Origin of the sequence: Petralouisia muris (assembly GCF_004793545.1) — a bacterium.
Classification (GTDB): Bacteria; Bacillota; Clostridia; order Lachnospirales; family Lachnospiraceae; genus Petralouisia; species Petralouisia muris.
In genome coordinates this window covers 1-12,980 of sequence record NZ_SRYA01000026.1, presented here as the reverse complement: position 1 = coordinate 12,980, position 12,980 = coordinate 1, and the positions used below count along the sequence as shown (strand labels likewise).

Annotated in this window: 21 protein-coding genes; all 21 read right to left on the bottom strand. The window is 47.9% G+C overall.

What is annotated here, in order from left to right; genetic code table 11:
• Positions 1 to 7: 7 nt before the first annotated feature.
• The 21 genes from E5329_RS13680 to E5329_RS13585 all read right to left on the bottom strand — a co-directional run bounded on the left by E5329_RS13680 (position 8) and on the right by E5329_RS13585 (position 12,901).
• Positions 8 to 928, bottom strand: a complete 921-nt coding sequence (locus E5329_RS13680; RefSeq protein WP_135990081.1) for a ParB/RepB/Spo0J family partition protein — start codon at positions 926 to 928, stop codon at positions 8 to 10.
• A gap of 3 nt (positions 929 to 931) precedes the next feature.
• The gene (locus E5329_RS13675) at positions 932 to 1,750 is read right to left on the bottom strand and encodes a ParA family protein (RefSeq protein WP_135990080.1); all 819 of its coding nucleotides are present in this window, start codon (positions 1,748 to 1,750) and stop codon (positions 932 to 934) included.
• The gene (locus tag E5329_RS13670; RefSeq protein ID WP_135990079.1) at positions 1,747 to 2,640 is read right to left on the bottom strand and encodes a hypothetical protein; all 894 of its coding nucleotides are present in this window, start codon (positions 2,638 to 2,640) and stop codon (positions 1,747 to 1,749) included. The genes E5329_RS13675 and E5329_RS13670 overlap by 4 nt, the downstream gene beginning before the upstream one ends.
• 445 nt (positions 2,641 to 3,085) lie before the next feature.
• A complete protein-coding gene (locus E5329_RS13665; protein ID WP_135990078.1) occupies positions 3,086 to 3,388 on the bottom strand; it encodes a hypothetical protein in 303 nt (100 codons plus the stop codon).
• On the bottom strand, positions 3,376 to 3,714 hold the full coding sequence (locus E5329_RS13660) for a hypothetical protein (protein WP_135990077.1): 339 nt from the start codon (positions 3,712 to 3,714) through the stop codon (positions 3,376 to 3,378). Before E5329_RS13660 ends, E5329_RS13665 begins: the two co-directional genes overlap by 13 nt.
• A 24-nt stretch (positions 3,715 to 3,738) precedes the next feature.
• The gene (locus tag E5329_RS13655; protein ID WP_135990076.1) at positions 3,739 to 3,954 is read right to left on the bottom strand and encodes a hypothetical protein; all 216 of its coding nucleotides are present in this window, start codon (positions 3,952 to 3,954) and stop codon (positions 3,739 to 3,741) included.
• A 134-nt stretch (positions 3,955 to 4,088) separates the two neighbouring features.
• Positions 4,089 to 4,337, bottom strand: coding sequence for a hypothetical protein (locus E5329_RS13650; RefSeq protein WP_251210289.1), 249 nt, complete (start codon positions 4,335 to 4,337; stop codon positions 4,089 to 4,091).
• Entirely contained in the window at positions 4,318 to 4,695 is a 378-nt protein-coding gene (locus tag E5329_RS13645; RefSeq protein ID WP_251210290.1) for a hypothetical protein, read from the bottom strand. The genes E5329_RS13650 and E5329_RS13645 overlap by 20 nt, the downstream gene beginning before the upstream one ends.
• Positions 4,682 to 5,242, bottom strand: a complete 561-nt coding sequence (locus tag E5329_RS13640) for a hypothetical protein (RefSeq protein WP_135990075.1) — start codon at positions 5,240 to 5,242, stop codon at positions 4,682 to 4,684. The genes E5329_RS13645 and E5329_RS13640 overlap by 14 nt, the downstream gene beginning before the upstream one ends.
• Before the next feature lie 17 nt (positions 5,243 to 5,259).
• Positions 5,260 to 5,598 (bottom strand): hypothetical protein, encoded by a 339-nt coding sequence (locus E5329_RS13635; RefSeq protein WP_168356625.1) that lies wholly within the window; start codon positions 5,596 to 5,598, stop codon positions 5,260 to 5,262.
• A complete protein-coding gene (locus E5329_RS29765) occupies positions 5,586 to 5,732 on the bottom strand; it encodes a hypothetical protein (protein ID WP_168356624.1) in 147 nt (48 codons plus the stop codon). Before E5329_RS29765 ends, E5329_RS13635 begins: the two co-directional genes overlap by 13 nt.
• 12 nt (positions 5,733 to 5,744) lie before the next feature.
• On the bottom strand, positions 5,745 to 5,996 hold the full coding sequence (locus E5329_RS13630; protein ID WP_135990073.1) for a hypothetical protein: 252 nt from the start codon (positions 5,994 to 5,996) through the stop codon (positions 5,745 to 5,747).
• Positions 5,938 to 7,347: a DNA (cytosine-5-)-methyltransferase gene (gene dcm, locus E5329_RS13625; protein ID WP_135990072.1), complete on the bottom strand. Its 1,410-nt coding sequence runs from the start codon at positions 7,345 to 7,347 to the stop codon at positions 5,938 to 5,940. The genes E5329_RS13630 and dcm overlap by 59 nt, the downstream gene beginning before the upstream one ends.
• Positions 7,344 to 7,562, bottom strand: a complete 219-nt coding sequence (locus E5329_RS13620) for a hypothetical protein (protein WP_135990071.1) — start codon at positions 7,560 to 7,562, stop codon at positions 7,344 to 7,346. The genes dcm and E5329_RS13620 overlap by 4 nt, the downstream gene beginning before the upstream one ends.
• Before the next feature lie 40 nt (positions 7,563 to 7,602).
• A complete protein-coding gene (locus E5329_RS13615) occupies positions 7,603 to 7,842 on the bottom strand; it encodes a hypothetical protein (RefSeq protein WP_135990070.1) in 240 nt (79 codons plus the stop codon).
• Between the two features lie 24 nt (positions 7,843 to 7,866).
• Positions 7,867 to 8,142, bottom strand: coding sequence for a hypothetical protein (locus E5329_RS13610; RefSeq protein ID WP_135990069.1), 276 nt, complete (start codon positions 8,140 to 8,142; stop codon positions 7,867 to 7,869).
• A gap of 321 nt (positions 8,143 to 8,463) precedes the next feature.
• Complete coding sequence (locus tag E5329_RS13605; protein ID WP_275443256.1) at positions 8,464 to 9,501, bottom strand: hypothetical protein; 1,038 nt, start codon at positions 9,499 to 9,501, stop codon at positions 8,464 to 8,466.
• A 119-nt stretch (positions 9,502 to 9,620) separates the two neighbouring features.
• Positions 9,621 to 9,803, bottom strand: coding sequence for a helix-turn-helix domain-containing protein (locus tag E5329_RS13600; RefSeq protein ID WP_135990067.1), 183 nt, complete (start codon positions 9,801 to 9,803; stop codon positions 9,621 to 9,623).
• Between the two features lie 165 nt (positions 9,804 to 9,968).
• Positions 9,969 to 11,204 (bottom strand): ABC transporter permease subunit, encoded by a 1,236-nt coding sequence (locus E5329_RS13595; RefSeq protein WP_135990066.1) that lies wholly within the window; start codon positions 11,202 to 11,204, stop codon positions 9,969 to 9,971.
• A complete protein-coding gene (locus E5329_RS13590) occupies positions 11,201 to 12,094 on the bottom strand; it encodes an ABC transporter ATP-binding protein (RefSeq protein WP_135990065.1) in 894 nt (297 codons plus the stop codon). Before E5329_RS13590 ends, E5329_RS13595 begins: the two co-directional genes overlap by 4 nt.
• A gap of 54 nt (positions 12,095 to 12,148) precedes the next feature.
• Positions 12,149 to 12,901 carry a hypothetical protein gene (locus tag E5329_RS13585; RefSeq protein WP_135990064.1) on the bottom strand — a complete coding sequence of 251 codons (753 nt, stop codon included), beginning with the start codon at positions 12,899 to 12,901 and terminating at the stop codon, positions 12,149 to 12,151.
• Positions 12,902 to 12,980 lie beyond the last annotated feature (79 nt).

Sequence of the window (12,980 nt, the reverse complement as noted above, 5' to 3'; positions counted from 1 at the left end):
AAACCTCCTATTCTTCCTCAATGGCATATTCCCGTTTACGCCGCTTTAGGTCCTCCAACATCCTTTCCAGGATGCCCGTTTCCTCTTCATTCAGCCAGGTATAATATTTTTCAATCATCTTTACGGCATGAAGTTTCCGGGCGTTTTCCTTTTCCTCTTTGGTTGTGTCGGTATCTGACACATTGGCTTCCCTGGTTTCCTCTTCCTTGGTCTTGCGGTGTTTTTTCTCTTCGGCCATGGCCTTTATTTCCTCCGCCCCCATGCCGCCTTTGTCCTCGGAAGCCTTTGCAATCTCTTTTTGGGTTCCCTCGTCTGCCCTGGATGCTTCCATGGCCGCCGTGATGCCCATATTGCCTTTCTGGAACTGTTCTTTCACTTCCGGCGTGGCGTTCTGGTCTATGGTGTTAAGGGTCCTTATCTTTGGCACGCTCTCCCCCATCACCGCCGCCACATAATCCCGGATCCTCTCCCCTGCTTCCAGGACAAGCAAGCCTTCTTTCCGTGCCTGGGTCAATACCTCTTTCCAGTCCGCTGCCTGGGTCATAAGGTCATAATCCGACATTTTGCGGTTGAACGTGTTGCCGATTAAAAGCGCAATCCGAAATTCTATTTCCGTCATATCCTTGTAGCGGCAAGGGACGGTTTCAAACTCTTCTTTCCCCTCTGCCACAAGGATTTTTATACCTCCCAGGCGGCGGTGGCCGGAAACAAGCCAGTATTCCCCATTTACACGCCCCAATACAAGGGGCTGCTGCAACCCGTCCATTTCAATTCCCGTGGCTATTTCCTGCAATTCGTCCATGCTGTATTTATTATGCTCCGTCACAACAATGTCCCGGTAGTCCAGGTTGATTTCCCGGTAATCCTTGTTTTCCCCTACTTCCGCCCTGGTTGCGGCGTTCACGACATCCAGAATATTAAATCCCATCCCTTAACCCCTTTCCCCTGCTGCCAGGTTCCCAAATTTCTGCACATACTCCGCCACAAAGGCTTTATAATCCTGGGCGGCTCCGCTGCGTACACTGTAGCGTGTCGGTGTCTGGTGGTAGAACGTGGCATCCTTGGCCTTTGTGGAATGTCTGATTTTCTGTGAGAAAACAGGGCATCCGCTCTTTGCCCTCAACCAACTTTCCGCCGCTTCGCTTGTATCCGACTTCTCATAGTCCGTAATAAGCACCCCGGCAATCCTAGCCTTTCGGTTCAACGCCTTAACCTGGTTTATCTGCTCCACCAGTTCTTCCAGGCCGTCCAACGAATAGGCATCCAGGCACACGGGAATGATGATTTCATGGGTTGCCACCATGGCGTTTATGACGTTCATTCCCAGGTCCGGCGGATTGTCTATGATGCAATAGTCATATTCCCCGGCAACTTCCCCCAGGGCGGTTTTATAACGGTCATGCTGTGCATGGTCCTGGTCTGCCTTTACGGCAAGTTCCGCCAACTCCATGAAATAGTTGCAAGGTATTACATCCAGTTTTTCATCCTCCGCAATCCCGGAAACCCTCCGAATACTGTTTTCCCCCATGTGGCCGGTCCGCATAATCCGGCACGCTTCCGCCTCCTGGTCCCGGTTGTATACCTCAAACATACGGGAAGCGTTCCCCTGCTTGTCATTGTCAAACAACAATACCCTGCTGCCAGGCCGCTTTCTTTTCTTGTCCCCCTCTGCCAACAGTTCCGCCATGGAAACGGCTGTGGTGGTCTTGGCACACCCACCTTTTAAATTGATTACTGAAACAATCTTCATTTCTTGTTAGGCTCCTTTCGCTTAATCTTCACCATACGGGCGTATATGTAGAACGCCGCATTGATTCCGTTGTACTTAACCTCTGCATCCAGAAATTCAAATCCAGGGTATGCTTTTTCCATCTGGCTTTTCAGTTCTTCATGGTCCCTTGCCATCCGCTCCACATTGCCCTTTTTAAACTTTGAATAGCTTCTTGTCGGCTTGTCCGGCTTTTTAAGGTTCTTTGACGGGCACCATCTTTTTGTCCCGTGTGGGTTCTGTGATATGTATGTGGCAAGCCCGGTTATAAGGAAATCATCATCCGGCTTTATCCTCCTGGTGTTCGGTCTGTCACATTTCCCCCATAGTTCTTCCAGTTCGTCCCGGTCCATCCCGTCCCCGGATAACAGAATATGGAAGTGTGGGCGTTTGTACCCGTCAAAGGCAAGGATATAAATATATTTTGCATTGTCCAACCCGTCTTTTTTCCGGCGGCGGTTTATCCGCTTTATGAAATTGGTTATATCTTTCCTGGCCCTCTCTTCATCACCAGGCAGACAATCATCATTCCATCCAAATGTGGCCCAAATATCACCCTTGCCGAAATTGATATTTGCCAGGCGTATTAGATAACGTCTTGCGTTCTTATCGTTTAGGTTCCGCTGTGACGGCCTGGTTTCCCTCTTCTTTGCCGTTACTGGCATATCCTTTTTATCCTTAAAGGCCGGGTATACCTGGCTTTCCAGTAATACCGTTCCGTTCTGGATGTTCTCCGCCTTGGTGGTGGTAGTCCGATAAAGGCACCCCACCTTTCCATCCTTTAACAGCTTTTCCAACTCCCACTCTTCCAGGGTGTCACACTGCTTTTGGTATGCTTCCTCATAATCGTAATCATCATACAGTTTTTTCATGTTCCCCACCTTTATATGTCAAGCCCCTACCCTCTTTCCTGCTCCTGGGCATCACTTCCCTTTTCCTCCCCTCCCTCCCCTCTTCTTATCACCATCAACCACCTATGCCTTTATATCTTTCTATAAATCCCCAGGGTGTCCGATATGCTAATACCCATTACAAGGACGGGCAAGGGGCACCGCCCATTTTAAAAATCAGTCCAGAAATCCATCAAACGCTTTCTTTATCAGTGCAAAACCGAACAAGGCCAGGCCGGATATAATCAGCATTGCCGCCGCTACTGCCGCCATAATTATGTAAATCTCCATGTTTTCCGCCTTTCTTTCTATATATGGAAGAAAACCCTTTCTTTCCTCCATATCTTGTGCTATACTGTCCTTGTTAAGTTCCAACCCGGTTGCTTTTGGTGTTCCCCACCTTGCAACCGGGTTTCGCTTTCCCCGTTCATGCTTCCGGCAACTCTCCGAACATACTTTCGTATGTTTCCGTTGCGTAACGCATCAAAAGGGCTTTTGCTTCCTCTTCCTCTATCGCTTCACCATACGTCCTTCGGAAATCTTCCTCATGGGTCAACAGCCAGTTCCCTTTTTCAGATTTCCATAACTCGCAATCATACGTTTTTCCTACTTCTTGCCCCTGGAATACCGCACGCATTAAAGGGCTGTCATTTTTATACCATTTCCTTACTGCTGCCACCCGTTCCATCTTGTCCGTGTCATACTTCATTCCGCCAATCACAAACCGCATCCGGCACCCCAGGATTCCAAACCACGGATGGTTTCATATTTTGTATACAGAATATTTATAAGGTCCTGCTTGTGCCCCGGCGTGATGCACCCGGCGGCTTCCTTTTCATAGATTCTTCCGGCCACATACCCGGCCCGGAAATCCAGTTCCGCCAGGCTCTTGTAATTTTCCAGTTCCCGGTCAATGACCGCCATCATTGCCTTTACTTCCCTAACCTCTGCCAGTTCCGGGCGGATGCCCCGGTGGTTCCTGCTTCCAGTGAAGAGGAACGGCACCGCCTTTTCCCGTTCCACGGCTCCCAATATTACCGCAAGTGCGTTTCCCATGTTAAGTTCCTCGCTTTCTGATTCCTATTTGCCAATATCGTGATATTTCCGGCGGAATTTCTTATATGGCGTTCCCTCTTTCCGGCTACGGCAATAGCCATTCCATTTGTAGCAATCCCTGCATCCCGTCCGGCAATAGTTCAGATATTCCTTTTCAAAACGGCGTTGCCAGTTATGCAAGCGGTCCAATGGTTCTTCCAGGAAAATTCCATACAGCGCACCAATCACACGTTTAATCATCCCGTCCCATTCCTCCCTACTGCTGCAACTTATATTCTTCCACTATGTCCACAACCCGGTCCATGATGCTTTCCAGGGCTTCAATAGGCATTGCCTTATCGTCTATGTAGAAATCCGCATAAACTTTTCTCGTGTCATTCCCCCCATCTGTCCATCTGCTCCGGCAATGGCTCATTCACTGCATCAAAGATAATGCCCTGCTCTGTACACCATTCCACGGCATCTTTCAAATCCTTTCCGGCTCTGCTTGTCCAGAGGATGATTTTATGGCCGTTGGCTTTCAGCATCTTCACCGCCGCCACAACCTTTGCCTTTGGTCCCACGATTTCCGGGAACCTGGTAACGGCCAGTGTATTGTCAAAATCAACTGCATAAATCGCCATAGTCTTTTCCCTCGCTTTCTGCCTGGCCGTCTGCATCCGCCTGGCTCATTTCATATTTCAACAGCATGGCCGCCACCTGGACCATTTCACAAGCGGCATCCACGGCCTGGCGGTATATTGCCATTGGCTTTGCATCTTCCACCAGGAAACAAGCTATCTTTTTCCCTCTTACGCCGTCCCATAACACGGCAAGGGAAGATTCCGCATTGTCCAGGGCTTCCTTGGCTTCCTCCATCTTCCCCAGGGTCACGGCGTAACCCTCATGGCGGCTATTGAATAAAGGGAACCTTTCGTTTGCCCGGTTCAGTTCTGCCTGGGCGGCGGCTTCAACCTCTGCCCTTAACTCATTCATTGCCATGGCTTCCATCCTCCCTTTCCCCGTCCGTGTCCTGGTCCTGCTGCCCGGCATCCATAGGCGTGTATCTGCTCCCGTCCTCGCACCCTCCGCAGATAGGAAGTTTCTTTCCCTTTCTGTAGTGGAAGCACGTTTCACAACTCCATGTTTCCGGCACCCTCTTTTCCCCGGCGGCTTCCCTGGCCTTTAACTTTTCCGCATTGTCCAGGATGATTTCATTAAGCCGTTCCCGTTCTGCCAGTTCCACGATATTTTTTAAGGTTTCCACGCCCTTTTCCAACCGCTCTTCATCCGGCAGCATACGCAAGAAACGCCTGGCGGAAGTAATCATGCTCTCAATCTCATAGTCCGGGTGTACTTCTGTTTCCGGCAGAATCTCCGGGGCTTCCATCTTCCCGGTAAGCATTTCCCGGATATACTCATGGGGCACGTTGCACCTGGCCGCATTTTCCATTAACTCCGCCTTTGCCGCTTCCCTCATAAGTTTGTAAAATTCCATGTACTTCATGTCCACGGTGCCGTCACCTGTGAATCCATCTAATAATCCCATGCCCTTATCCTCTCTTTCTATCTGTGAATCCTGGATGCAAAACAATATAAAGGCTCTGCATCAATTTCCAGTTCTTCCCGGTTCTTATAAATCAGCAGGGAGAACCACTCTTCCCCCTCTTCCTCCGTGAAACGCTTTGCCAGTTTCTCAAACCCAAAACGGGAATTAAGCCTTGCCCCGGCCACCATGTTTGACAGCTTCGCAATCTCACGGCTGCCCAACGTCACGCCCTCTTTGTGGTACTGCTGCCACTTTCGGAATGTTTCTTTGAGATATTCCAGAAAATCCGGCTCCACCACTCCATTGATAGGCGTATAGCTTTTATAATTTGCTTCCGCCGCCTTTAATCTGTCCATCCTCTTTTCCTCGCTTTCCTGGCCCTCTGGCCGTTTATCCAGGCACGCCGCTGCATAACCTTTTTTATCCTGGCAATCTTTTCCTTGAACTCCGGCCAGTCGGTTATTTCCACCTTTACTTTCATTTCCGCCATCTTTCATTCCTCCTAAATGATGATTTTGTAATATAGGGTCATCTGCAAATCAGAAAAGCGGAAATCCGGCGTTTTCTCCGGCTCCATTGGCGGCATCAGTCCCCGGTCTTTCCATTCCTTATGCCGGATTTCCGGGGATGCCCTAAACCGTTTCACCTGGGCATCCAGAATGGCATCCGCTACGGGGTCATGTGTCAGCAATGCCTTATACCCTTTGTATATGGTTTCCTGCCCTGCTTCGCTTTCCGCATCCCGTACAATCATCAGATTGTCCGAATTGCATATCAATTCCAGGAACTCCCGTACCACCATGGTTTCCACCCTCGCTTTCCGCTTTGATTATGCCGATAAATACACGCTCTGCACACGGGACCGCAATACTGTTTCCCAGGGCCATGTAACGGGCATTGTCTGACATTTCCCTGCCGGATGCCCCGTACCTTGTCCAATAGTCCGGGAACCCGTCCAGGCGTTCACATTCAAGCGGCGTAAGGCGGCGAACCCGGTACTTTACCGCTGCGGCAATCCGCTCAATTATCACGGCAAGGGTTTCACTTCCTCCCCCTGCTGCCCCACGGCTCTTTTTTATGGTCCCCACGCCCTCCTTGAACTCCGCATAACCGCTTTGTGTATAGGCTACGGCGTGCCGGTCCGTGCTTGTAAGCGTTGGGGCAACGTCCTGGTTTATCCCTAATTGGTTTCCGCCGTGCTTTGCATCCCGGCCAATGACGTTTCCGGCTATGGTATAGACGGGAAGCGAGTAAAGGCCAGTCTTTCCACCTCCGCCCCCTGCCCTCCCCATAAGGGTTACGCTCTTCTTGGCGTTTATGTAAATCCTATCCGCCGTCCTGCCGAAATCCAGTTTCATTTGTCCGCCTGGTTCCTCTGCCAGTCCTCCGCTATCCTCTCCAATAGGGCTATCTTTAGGATTGTCGGAACTTCCTTTTCCCTCTTCTCGGCCCGTGACAGAATACCCCAACACGCTTTCGCACTCAAAAAGTATTTGTCCGGCACGTCCATTTCTAAAATCTGTGACAAGGTAGATTCTTTTTCTACGTTGGGGAACTCCCCAAAACTGTGCGTCAAGCTGCCGCCATGCGACTGTCCGCAAATCCCCCCCTGGTTCCTCAATTCCAACCAATCCGGCGGATGCCCATTTCCCACTTGTAGGCATTGGAATACTGGCTTCTGTGATTTCTTCCAGGATCCGGCGGAAATCCTCTCCCTTATTGCTTGAAAAAGCCCCGGCCACATTTTCCCATATGATATACTTTGGATATTCTCCATCTGTCTTTTCCCTCATTTCCCGTATAATCCGCACGGCTTCCATGAATAGGCCGGAACGGGAACCGTCAAGCCCCGTCTGCTTCCCGGCCACGCTTAAATCCTGGCAAGGGCTTCCGAAACTGATAATATCCACCACGGGGATTTCTCCGCCTTTTATCCCGGTAATGTCCCCCAGGTTCACGGCATCCGGGAAATGCCGCCCTGCTATGTCTATACAGTTCGGCTCTATCTCGCTTGTCCATACGGTCTTGATGCCGTGCCGCCCTGCTGCCAGGGGAAACCCGGCTATCCCGTCAAAAAGGCTTCCCAATGTCAACCCGGCGTTCATTTCAACGCCCCCGGCCTGGACGGTTCGTAGACAATCATCACCGTGTAAGAAGTCCTATAGTCTGCAATCTCCTTTCCACGGATGACGGGCAAGGTTTCCGTTCCATGCTCAATTCCCATGATTTCCGCCCCATCTGCTTCCAGGGCGGCCAGGTTTTCATTTACCTTTGTTTCAAGGTCTTTCAAATCGGTGTCACTTTTTAACATGATTTTCATGCCTAAATCCTCGCTTTCTGTTATTTGCCCAGGGAAACGGCTATTCTATCACGTTAAGGCTGTCGTCTATCTTGAAAAGCCTTTTTCCGCAATCTGTACAGACGGCATATTTTCCAGTGTTCCTATATGTCAATCCGCTATGTAGTTCCGTGCTTTCAATCTCTCCCGTTGCCATGTCCACATAATATTCCCCGTTGCCGCTTATCCTCTGCCTTACCGTGAACATGGTGCCGCCGCATCTTGGGCACTTCTTTATTGGAAAATTATATTTTCTGTCCATCTGCTCGCCCTTTCATGGAAACCGCTATTCCTCCGCCGCTTCAAAGAAGAAATCACATAATCCCTGCTCTTTCCCCGTATCATCCAGGAAATAAAATTCTGCCATATCTCCGAAACCCTCAACCTTGTAAATGTCATACACTTTGCCCCTTGTTATGTTCTCCACCTGGCTGTGTTTAGGGCTTCCGTTGAAATATCCGTCAAGAAACGGCTTTTCTGATATTTTGGCTTTGAAAGAAACTTTCCTTTCCCCAACAAACGGGTGACTGTCTAAATCGTTATAATAATCAAATTGTGACATACTTTTCCCTTTCTTCTGTTTCGCATACCGCAAGCGGCCATCCGTCCGTATCACGCCCTACGGCTTTATAGGATGACAGCTTGCAATATACCGGGTGTTATCGTACAACCTTTAAACGCCGGATAACTTCACCGGGGCGTGGCATGGTTTTCTAGTTCCCGGCCTACCTGGGAAGAATAGGCGTGTACGCTTCCCTGGTAGGTACTTTTTGCACCAGTGCAACCCATCAACAGTTTGTAGGGGCTTTGGACCCTCACGCCGCCCATGGTCAGCATGGCCGTTTTAGTTGCCGGGCGGTATGGATACCGCCCTGGGTGGTGCTTATTCCATAAAATCTAAAATTGTCATCTGCTCCGGCTCCGGGAAGTATTCATCTTCCCATTCCACCCCTATGTAGTCCAGTACACGGCCCCATCCGAACTTCCCCCCCGTCTTAGGGTCTGTGCAACATCTATACATCCAGAAATCCCACTCTTTGGGATTCCGTGCCCTTAGCAAGTCAAATCTATGTGGCCGTTTTTCCATATGTACCCCAAATCCGCACATACTGCACCCGGTACGTTGTGCCTTTGTTGTGTAAAGGGTTCCATCTGGCTTTCTTTCAATACTTCCGTATATTTCCGGCACTGGTACTTTCAAGTCAATGGCAAGCTGTAAAAGGTCTTGCCTTAAAAATGGGGCGAATGGTGCGGAACGGATGACATTTTTTCCAAAATAATTACATCCATGCTCCACAAGTGCATCCTCACGTTGTCCGCCCTCTGATGCCATAAGTCCCAGGAATGGCTTGCTATTGTGTTCCTTGGCCCATTTATCACAAGGCTGTTCTTTCATGTAAAGGCAGCATTTATTTGATACAAGAAACGGGGCAATCTTATAGTTTACGTCCTCATTTTCATTCTCATATCCTGCAAATAATTCAAGCCACTTTTGAGGTAATTTCATACGGCTGTTCTTTGCGAAATGTCCTTGTGCCCCACATTCCCCGGTTATTATTGCATGGCGTACCGTTTTATTTTTCTCCGTTGGATGCTGCAATGTTTCAATCTTCCCGGCTATCCTTTTACTGATTACAGGAAATCCAAACTCATTAAGAATCTGTGTTTTGCTTTTCCCTGGACTTAACGAAATGACCCCTATTTCCTTATGGATTTTTTGGATGCTCTTATCTTCCAGGCTCGAAATGGATATGGCCGGAACATTTATACCGATTGACCGTAAAAAATATAAAAGTGTAATACTGTCTAGGCCGCCAACTGACACATGGGCTTCCAATCCCATGCCGTCCAAAGTTGAAATAAATTCATGTGCCCGGATTTCCGCACGCCTAACCTTTATGTTGTAGGGTAAATTCTGCATGGCCGTCATCTGTGCCTTTTTCAGCTTCTTTTTTTTCTTTAAATTCCTCGAACTCTCTTTCCCGTTCTGCTTCGTTCATTCTATTAAGTTCCTCGCTTTCTGTCCTGCTGCCGCATGGCCTATAATGCTTTCTGTGCTACCTCTGCCCGGTAAGGTTCCCCACCACGTTTCAATTCATTGTAGATAGTTGCCCTATGCACTCCCACTTCATCCGCAATAGCAGAAACCTTTACCCCTGCTGCGTGCATCCTCTCAATGGTCTGGCGGTCCGTGAAGTTCAGCCGTCTATTTCCTTTCCTCATGCCCTTTTATCTCCTTTCTGCTTTTGGTGAAATAAAAAAAGAGTGCCCACAAGAGTTTTTTAATTCTCTTGTAGCACTCTCTTATTTTCTGTTAAAAATAAGATGCTTTAGAGTATATTTCCCTTGTCGCATCTTATTTTACAATGAACCTACTTTTTTCCCAACCTACTGAATCTGATGATTTTTAAAGCTCCGGTAACTCCAGACAGCCAATCCCGCCGTCAGGAAAAGATACACAACCGGAACCCACTGGAAAAAGTAAAAATAGTGATTTCCGACAGAAAGGAGCTGATGGGCGGCTACGCTTCTGGGATAATACATGGCCGTAGGAAGACTGCATACCAGCATATACAAAAACCTGAACTCGCCTACCATATTAACCAAAAAAATTGGGGCAAATATAAAAACAAAGCATACAATAATCACGCCAAAGGCTGTTTTCATCTTAGCGGAACAAAACATCACAATCATAGCTGTCATGCAGGTGGCCGAAAGACAGCAGCCTGCAGTGATTCCCAGAAATTCCAGCAGATTCACCGGAAGATTCAGATAAAATCCTGCTGCAGTTACCTGTATGGGAAGGTTCCAGCCGCTCAGCCCGTAAACTGTCTGCATTTCCAATAAGCATATTATAGAAAATCCCAAAGCAGCAAACACGGCAAAGGATATTCCTGTCAGAAGCTTTGCCCAGATCAGCTTGTTTTTCCCATACCGAGAAGACAGCACCAGCGCATCCATATGGGAAGTGCGTTCTCCTGCAAACATAGGGGCAAGGATGATTGCCACCGCAAAGGCCAGAAAAATAAAGTTCGGCGTCTGCATCTGGAAATAATTGTCGAATCCCAGCATATTTCCATAAGCATAGGGTGTGTTTATCTTTTCATTTTCTTTTTCATGAAATGCAATTTCTTCTTCCGAAAGTTTTTCTCCCTGAAAAATATTTTCCATCATTCTGCTGCGGTATTCATAAAAATTTGTGCCGTCCACCCCTTCGATATCTATGTTATGGTTTCCCATCATAATCAAAAGCGTATCCAGATTACAGTACGGAGCATATGCCTTATAGTATTTTTTCCAATATTCCGCCTTATTTTCCGTATTCTCCCAGTTGTAACGCAGCTCTTCCTGATTCTTGGAAAATTCCGCCAAATCTTCCTGCCCTTTTTGAAAAAATTCCTGATTCAGTTCTTTTACTTCCAGATGCTCTAAAGCCTCTATCTCCTGTTTTATCATATGATAATGGCTGTCTGCCTTTTCTTCATCAATATAATAGTCCCCTATCATGCCGCTGACGCCGGAAAACAAAACCCATAGAAGAACCACGGCTAACGCGATCCAGGTGGATTTTTTCTGGAAAATTTTTTTATATTCATATCCTGTTAAATTCAGTAATTCTTTCATTTGCCCACCTTTCCTTCCTGACCCGCATCCTGCTCTGCTTCATTAAAATAGTAAAGATATAAATCTTCCAGCGCAGCTTCCACAGAAGCAGCCGATTCCACAGGCTTTTTCCCACACACCAGACGCAGGAACGTTCCCTTTTTTTCTTCCCGGATATTTAAAACCGGATACTGGGCAGCCAGGCGTTCCGCTGTCTCGTGATTCACAGTGCACTCCCATACCTTTCCGTTGATGGCCTGTATGATTTCTTCCAGACTGCCTTGATGGATGATCACGCCGCCTTTCATCACCAGAATCACATCGGCAATATGCTCCACATCCGACACAATATGGGTGGAAAGCAGCACAATCCGATCGCTGCCCAGCTTGGAAATCAAATTGCGGAACCTGACGCGCTCCTTGGGATCTAATCCGGCGGTAGGCTCATCCAGCACCAGAACTTTCGGGTTATTCAGCAAAGACTGAGCAATGCCCAACCGCTGTTTCATTCCGCCGGAAAATGTTTTGATTTTCTTCTTTGCCACGGGGGATAAATCGGTCAGTTCCAGTAATTTCAGGGATTTTTCCCTGGCCTGCTTTTTGGGAATCCCTTTTAAGGAGGCCAGATACATCAGAAAATCCATGGCAGAGAAATCTGGGTAATATCCAAATTCCTGGGGCAGATACCCCAGTATGTCCCGGTAAGATTCCTCTTCCACTTTCATGCCGTCGTAGAGGATTTCCCCGCTGTCCGGCTGTAACACCCCGCACATCATACGCATTAATGTGGTTTTTCCCGCTCCATTAGCTCCCAGCAGCCCATAAACCCCTTTTTTCAGGGAAAGTGATACCCGATCTACTGCAAGCTTATTCTTATATTGTTTTGTTACCCTGTCAAAAATTAATTCCATTTCAATTCCTCCATTCCGCTGTCAGAATCAGATACAGATCTTAATTCTAATCTTTCATCTGGCCAGATACAGATTGCGATTCCACTTTTCCGCTTGATGGCAGATTTGCCAGATCTGATTTGCCAGAACTGCCGAAAATACGAAAAACACAATCAGCCATAAATAAAATGCTTCATTCCCATAAACTGTTTCCTGAAAATTTTCGGTTCCCAGGCTGATTCCGCTAAAGAACAGCCCAAGAGCGCAGCAATACCAGATGCTGTCCCTGCCTTTTGCATATTTTTCAATTTGAAATGCAATCACGCAGGTGCAAAGCCAGGGCGCCATCAGATAAACAGCTCCCCGGAATATGCTTATTTGCTCTTTTTCCACAAGAAAGGGAAGGGCTGCCATAATCAGAAGAAAATCCACTCCTCCTATGGCTCCCATCCGTATCAGCAATATTTGCTGTAGATTGTGTTTGGCGGCCATTTCCAGTTCTGCCATTCCATAAGCGCTGGAACGGAACGTTTCTGTTACCGCCAGCGCGGCCAGCAGGGGCGTGACTGCTGAGACGCACCAGAGCATTCCGTAATCCTCAGCCTGCTGCCAGTAACTGTTCCCAAACGCCAGAGCGGAGGTTATCAGCAGCAGTGACAGAATCCAGACAAATTTGCGGATATAACCAATCTGAACCGCTATAGTTTCCAACGGACTGGACTGGGGATAAGAAAGTTCTCTTAGAAATTGCTCTTTTCTCTGGGGCGCAGGAGCGGGATACAGCAGCCGCATTTCTTTTTTTATCTGAGATTTTGATAATTTTGACATTTTCAATTCCTCCTTGCAATGATGGGTAGTGTCAAATCTACCACTATATTTTTTGTTGCAAACCTTATAATTCCAAGGA

Bases quoted from the DNA above. Each gene is read 5' to 3' on its own strand.
- E5329_RS13635 (WP_168356625.1), bottom strand. From the start codon at position 5,598: ATGGACAGATTAAAGGCGGCGGAAGCAAATTATAAAAGCTATACGCCT.
- E5329_RS13660 (WP_135990077.1), bottom strand. From the start codon at position 3,714: ATGGGAAACGCACTTGCGGTAATATTGGGAGCCGTGGAACGGGAAAAG.
- E5329_RS13665 (WP_135990078.1), bottom strand. From the start codon at position 3,388: ATGCGGTTTGTGATTGGCGGAATGAAGTATGACACGGACAAGATGGAA.
- dcm (WP_135990072.1), bottom strand. From the start codon at position 7,347: ATGAACGCCGGGTTGACATTGGGAAGCCTTTTTGACGGGATAGCCGGG.
- E5329_RS13610 (WP_135990069.1), bottom strand. From the start codon at position 8,142: ATGTCACAATTTGATTATTATAACGATTTAGACAGTCACCCGTTTGTT.
- E5329_RS13650 (WP_251210289.1), bottom strand. From the start codon at position 4,337: ATGGCGATTTATGCAGTTGATTTTGACAATACACTGGCCGTTACCAGG.
- E5329_RS13640 (WP_135990075.1), bottom strand. From the start codon at position 5,242: ATGGGATTATTAGATGGATTCACAGGTGACGGCACCGTGGACATGAAG.
- E5329_RS13590 (WP_135990065.1), bottom strand. From the start codon at position 12,094: ATGGAATTAATTTTTGACAGGGTAACAAAACAATATAAGAATAAGCTT.
- E5329_RS13655 (WP_135990076.1), bottom strand. From the start codon at position 3,954: ATGATTAAACGTGTGATTGGTGCGCTGTATGGAATTTTCCTGGAAGAA.
- E5329_RS13680 (WP_135990081.1), bottom strand. From the start codon at position 928: ATGGGATTTAATATTCTGGATGTCGTGAACGCCGCAACCAGGGCGGAA.
- E5329_RS29765 (WP_168356624.1), bottom strand. From the start codon at position 5,732: ATGGCGGAAATGAAAGTAAAGGTGGAAATAACCGACTGGCCGGAGTTC.
- E5329_RS13620 (WP_135990071.1), bottom strand. From the start codon at position 7,562: ATGAAAATCATGTTAAAAAGTGACACCGATTTGAAAGACCTTGAAACA.
- E5329_RS13645 (WP_251210290.1), bottom strand. From the start codon at position 4,695: ATGGCAATGAATGAGTTAAGGGCAGAGGTTGAAGCCGCCGCCCAGGCA.
- E5329_RS13670 (WP_135990079.1), bottom strand. From the start codon at position 2,640: ATGAAAAAACTGTATGATGATTACGATTATGAGGAAGCATACCAAAAG.
- E5329_RS13585 (WP_135990064.1), bottom strand. From the start codon at position 12,901: ATGTCAAAATTATCAAAATCTCAGATAAAAAAAGAAATGCGGCTGCTG.
- E5329_RS13675 (WP_135990080.1), bottom strand. From the start codon at position 1,750: ATGAAGATTGTTTCAGTAATCAATTTAAAAGGTGGGTGTGCCAAGACC.
- E5329_RS13605 (WP_275443256.1), bottom strand. From the start codon at position 9,501: ATGCAGAATTTACCCTACAACATAAAGGTTAGGCGTGCGGAAATCCGG.
- E5329_RS13600 (WP_135990067.1), bottom strand. From the start codon at position 9,803: ATGAGGAAAGGAAATAGACGGCTGAACTTCACGGACCGCCAGACCATT.
- E5329_RS13595 (WP_135990066.1), bottom strand. From the start codon at position 11,204: ATGAAAGAATTACTGAATTTAACAGGATATGAATATAAAAAAATTTTC.
- E5329_RS13630 (WP_135990073.1), bottom strand. From the start codon at position 5,996: ATGATTGTACGGGATGCGGAAAGCGAAGCAGGGCAGGAAACCATATAC.
- E5329_RS13615 (WP_135990070.1), bottom strand. From the start codon at position 7,842: ATGGACAGAAAATATAATTTTCCAATAAAGAAGTGCCCAAGATGCGGC.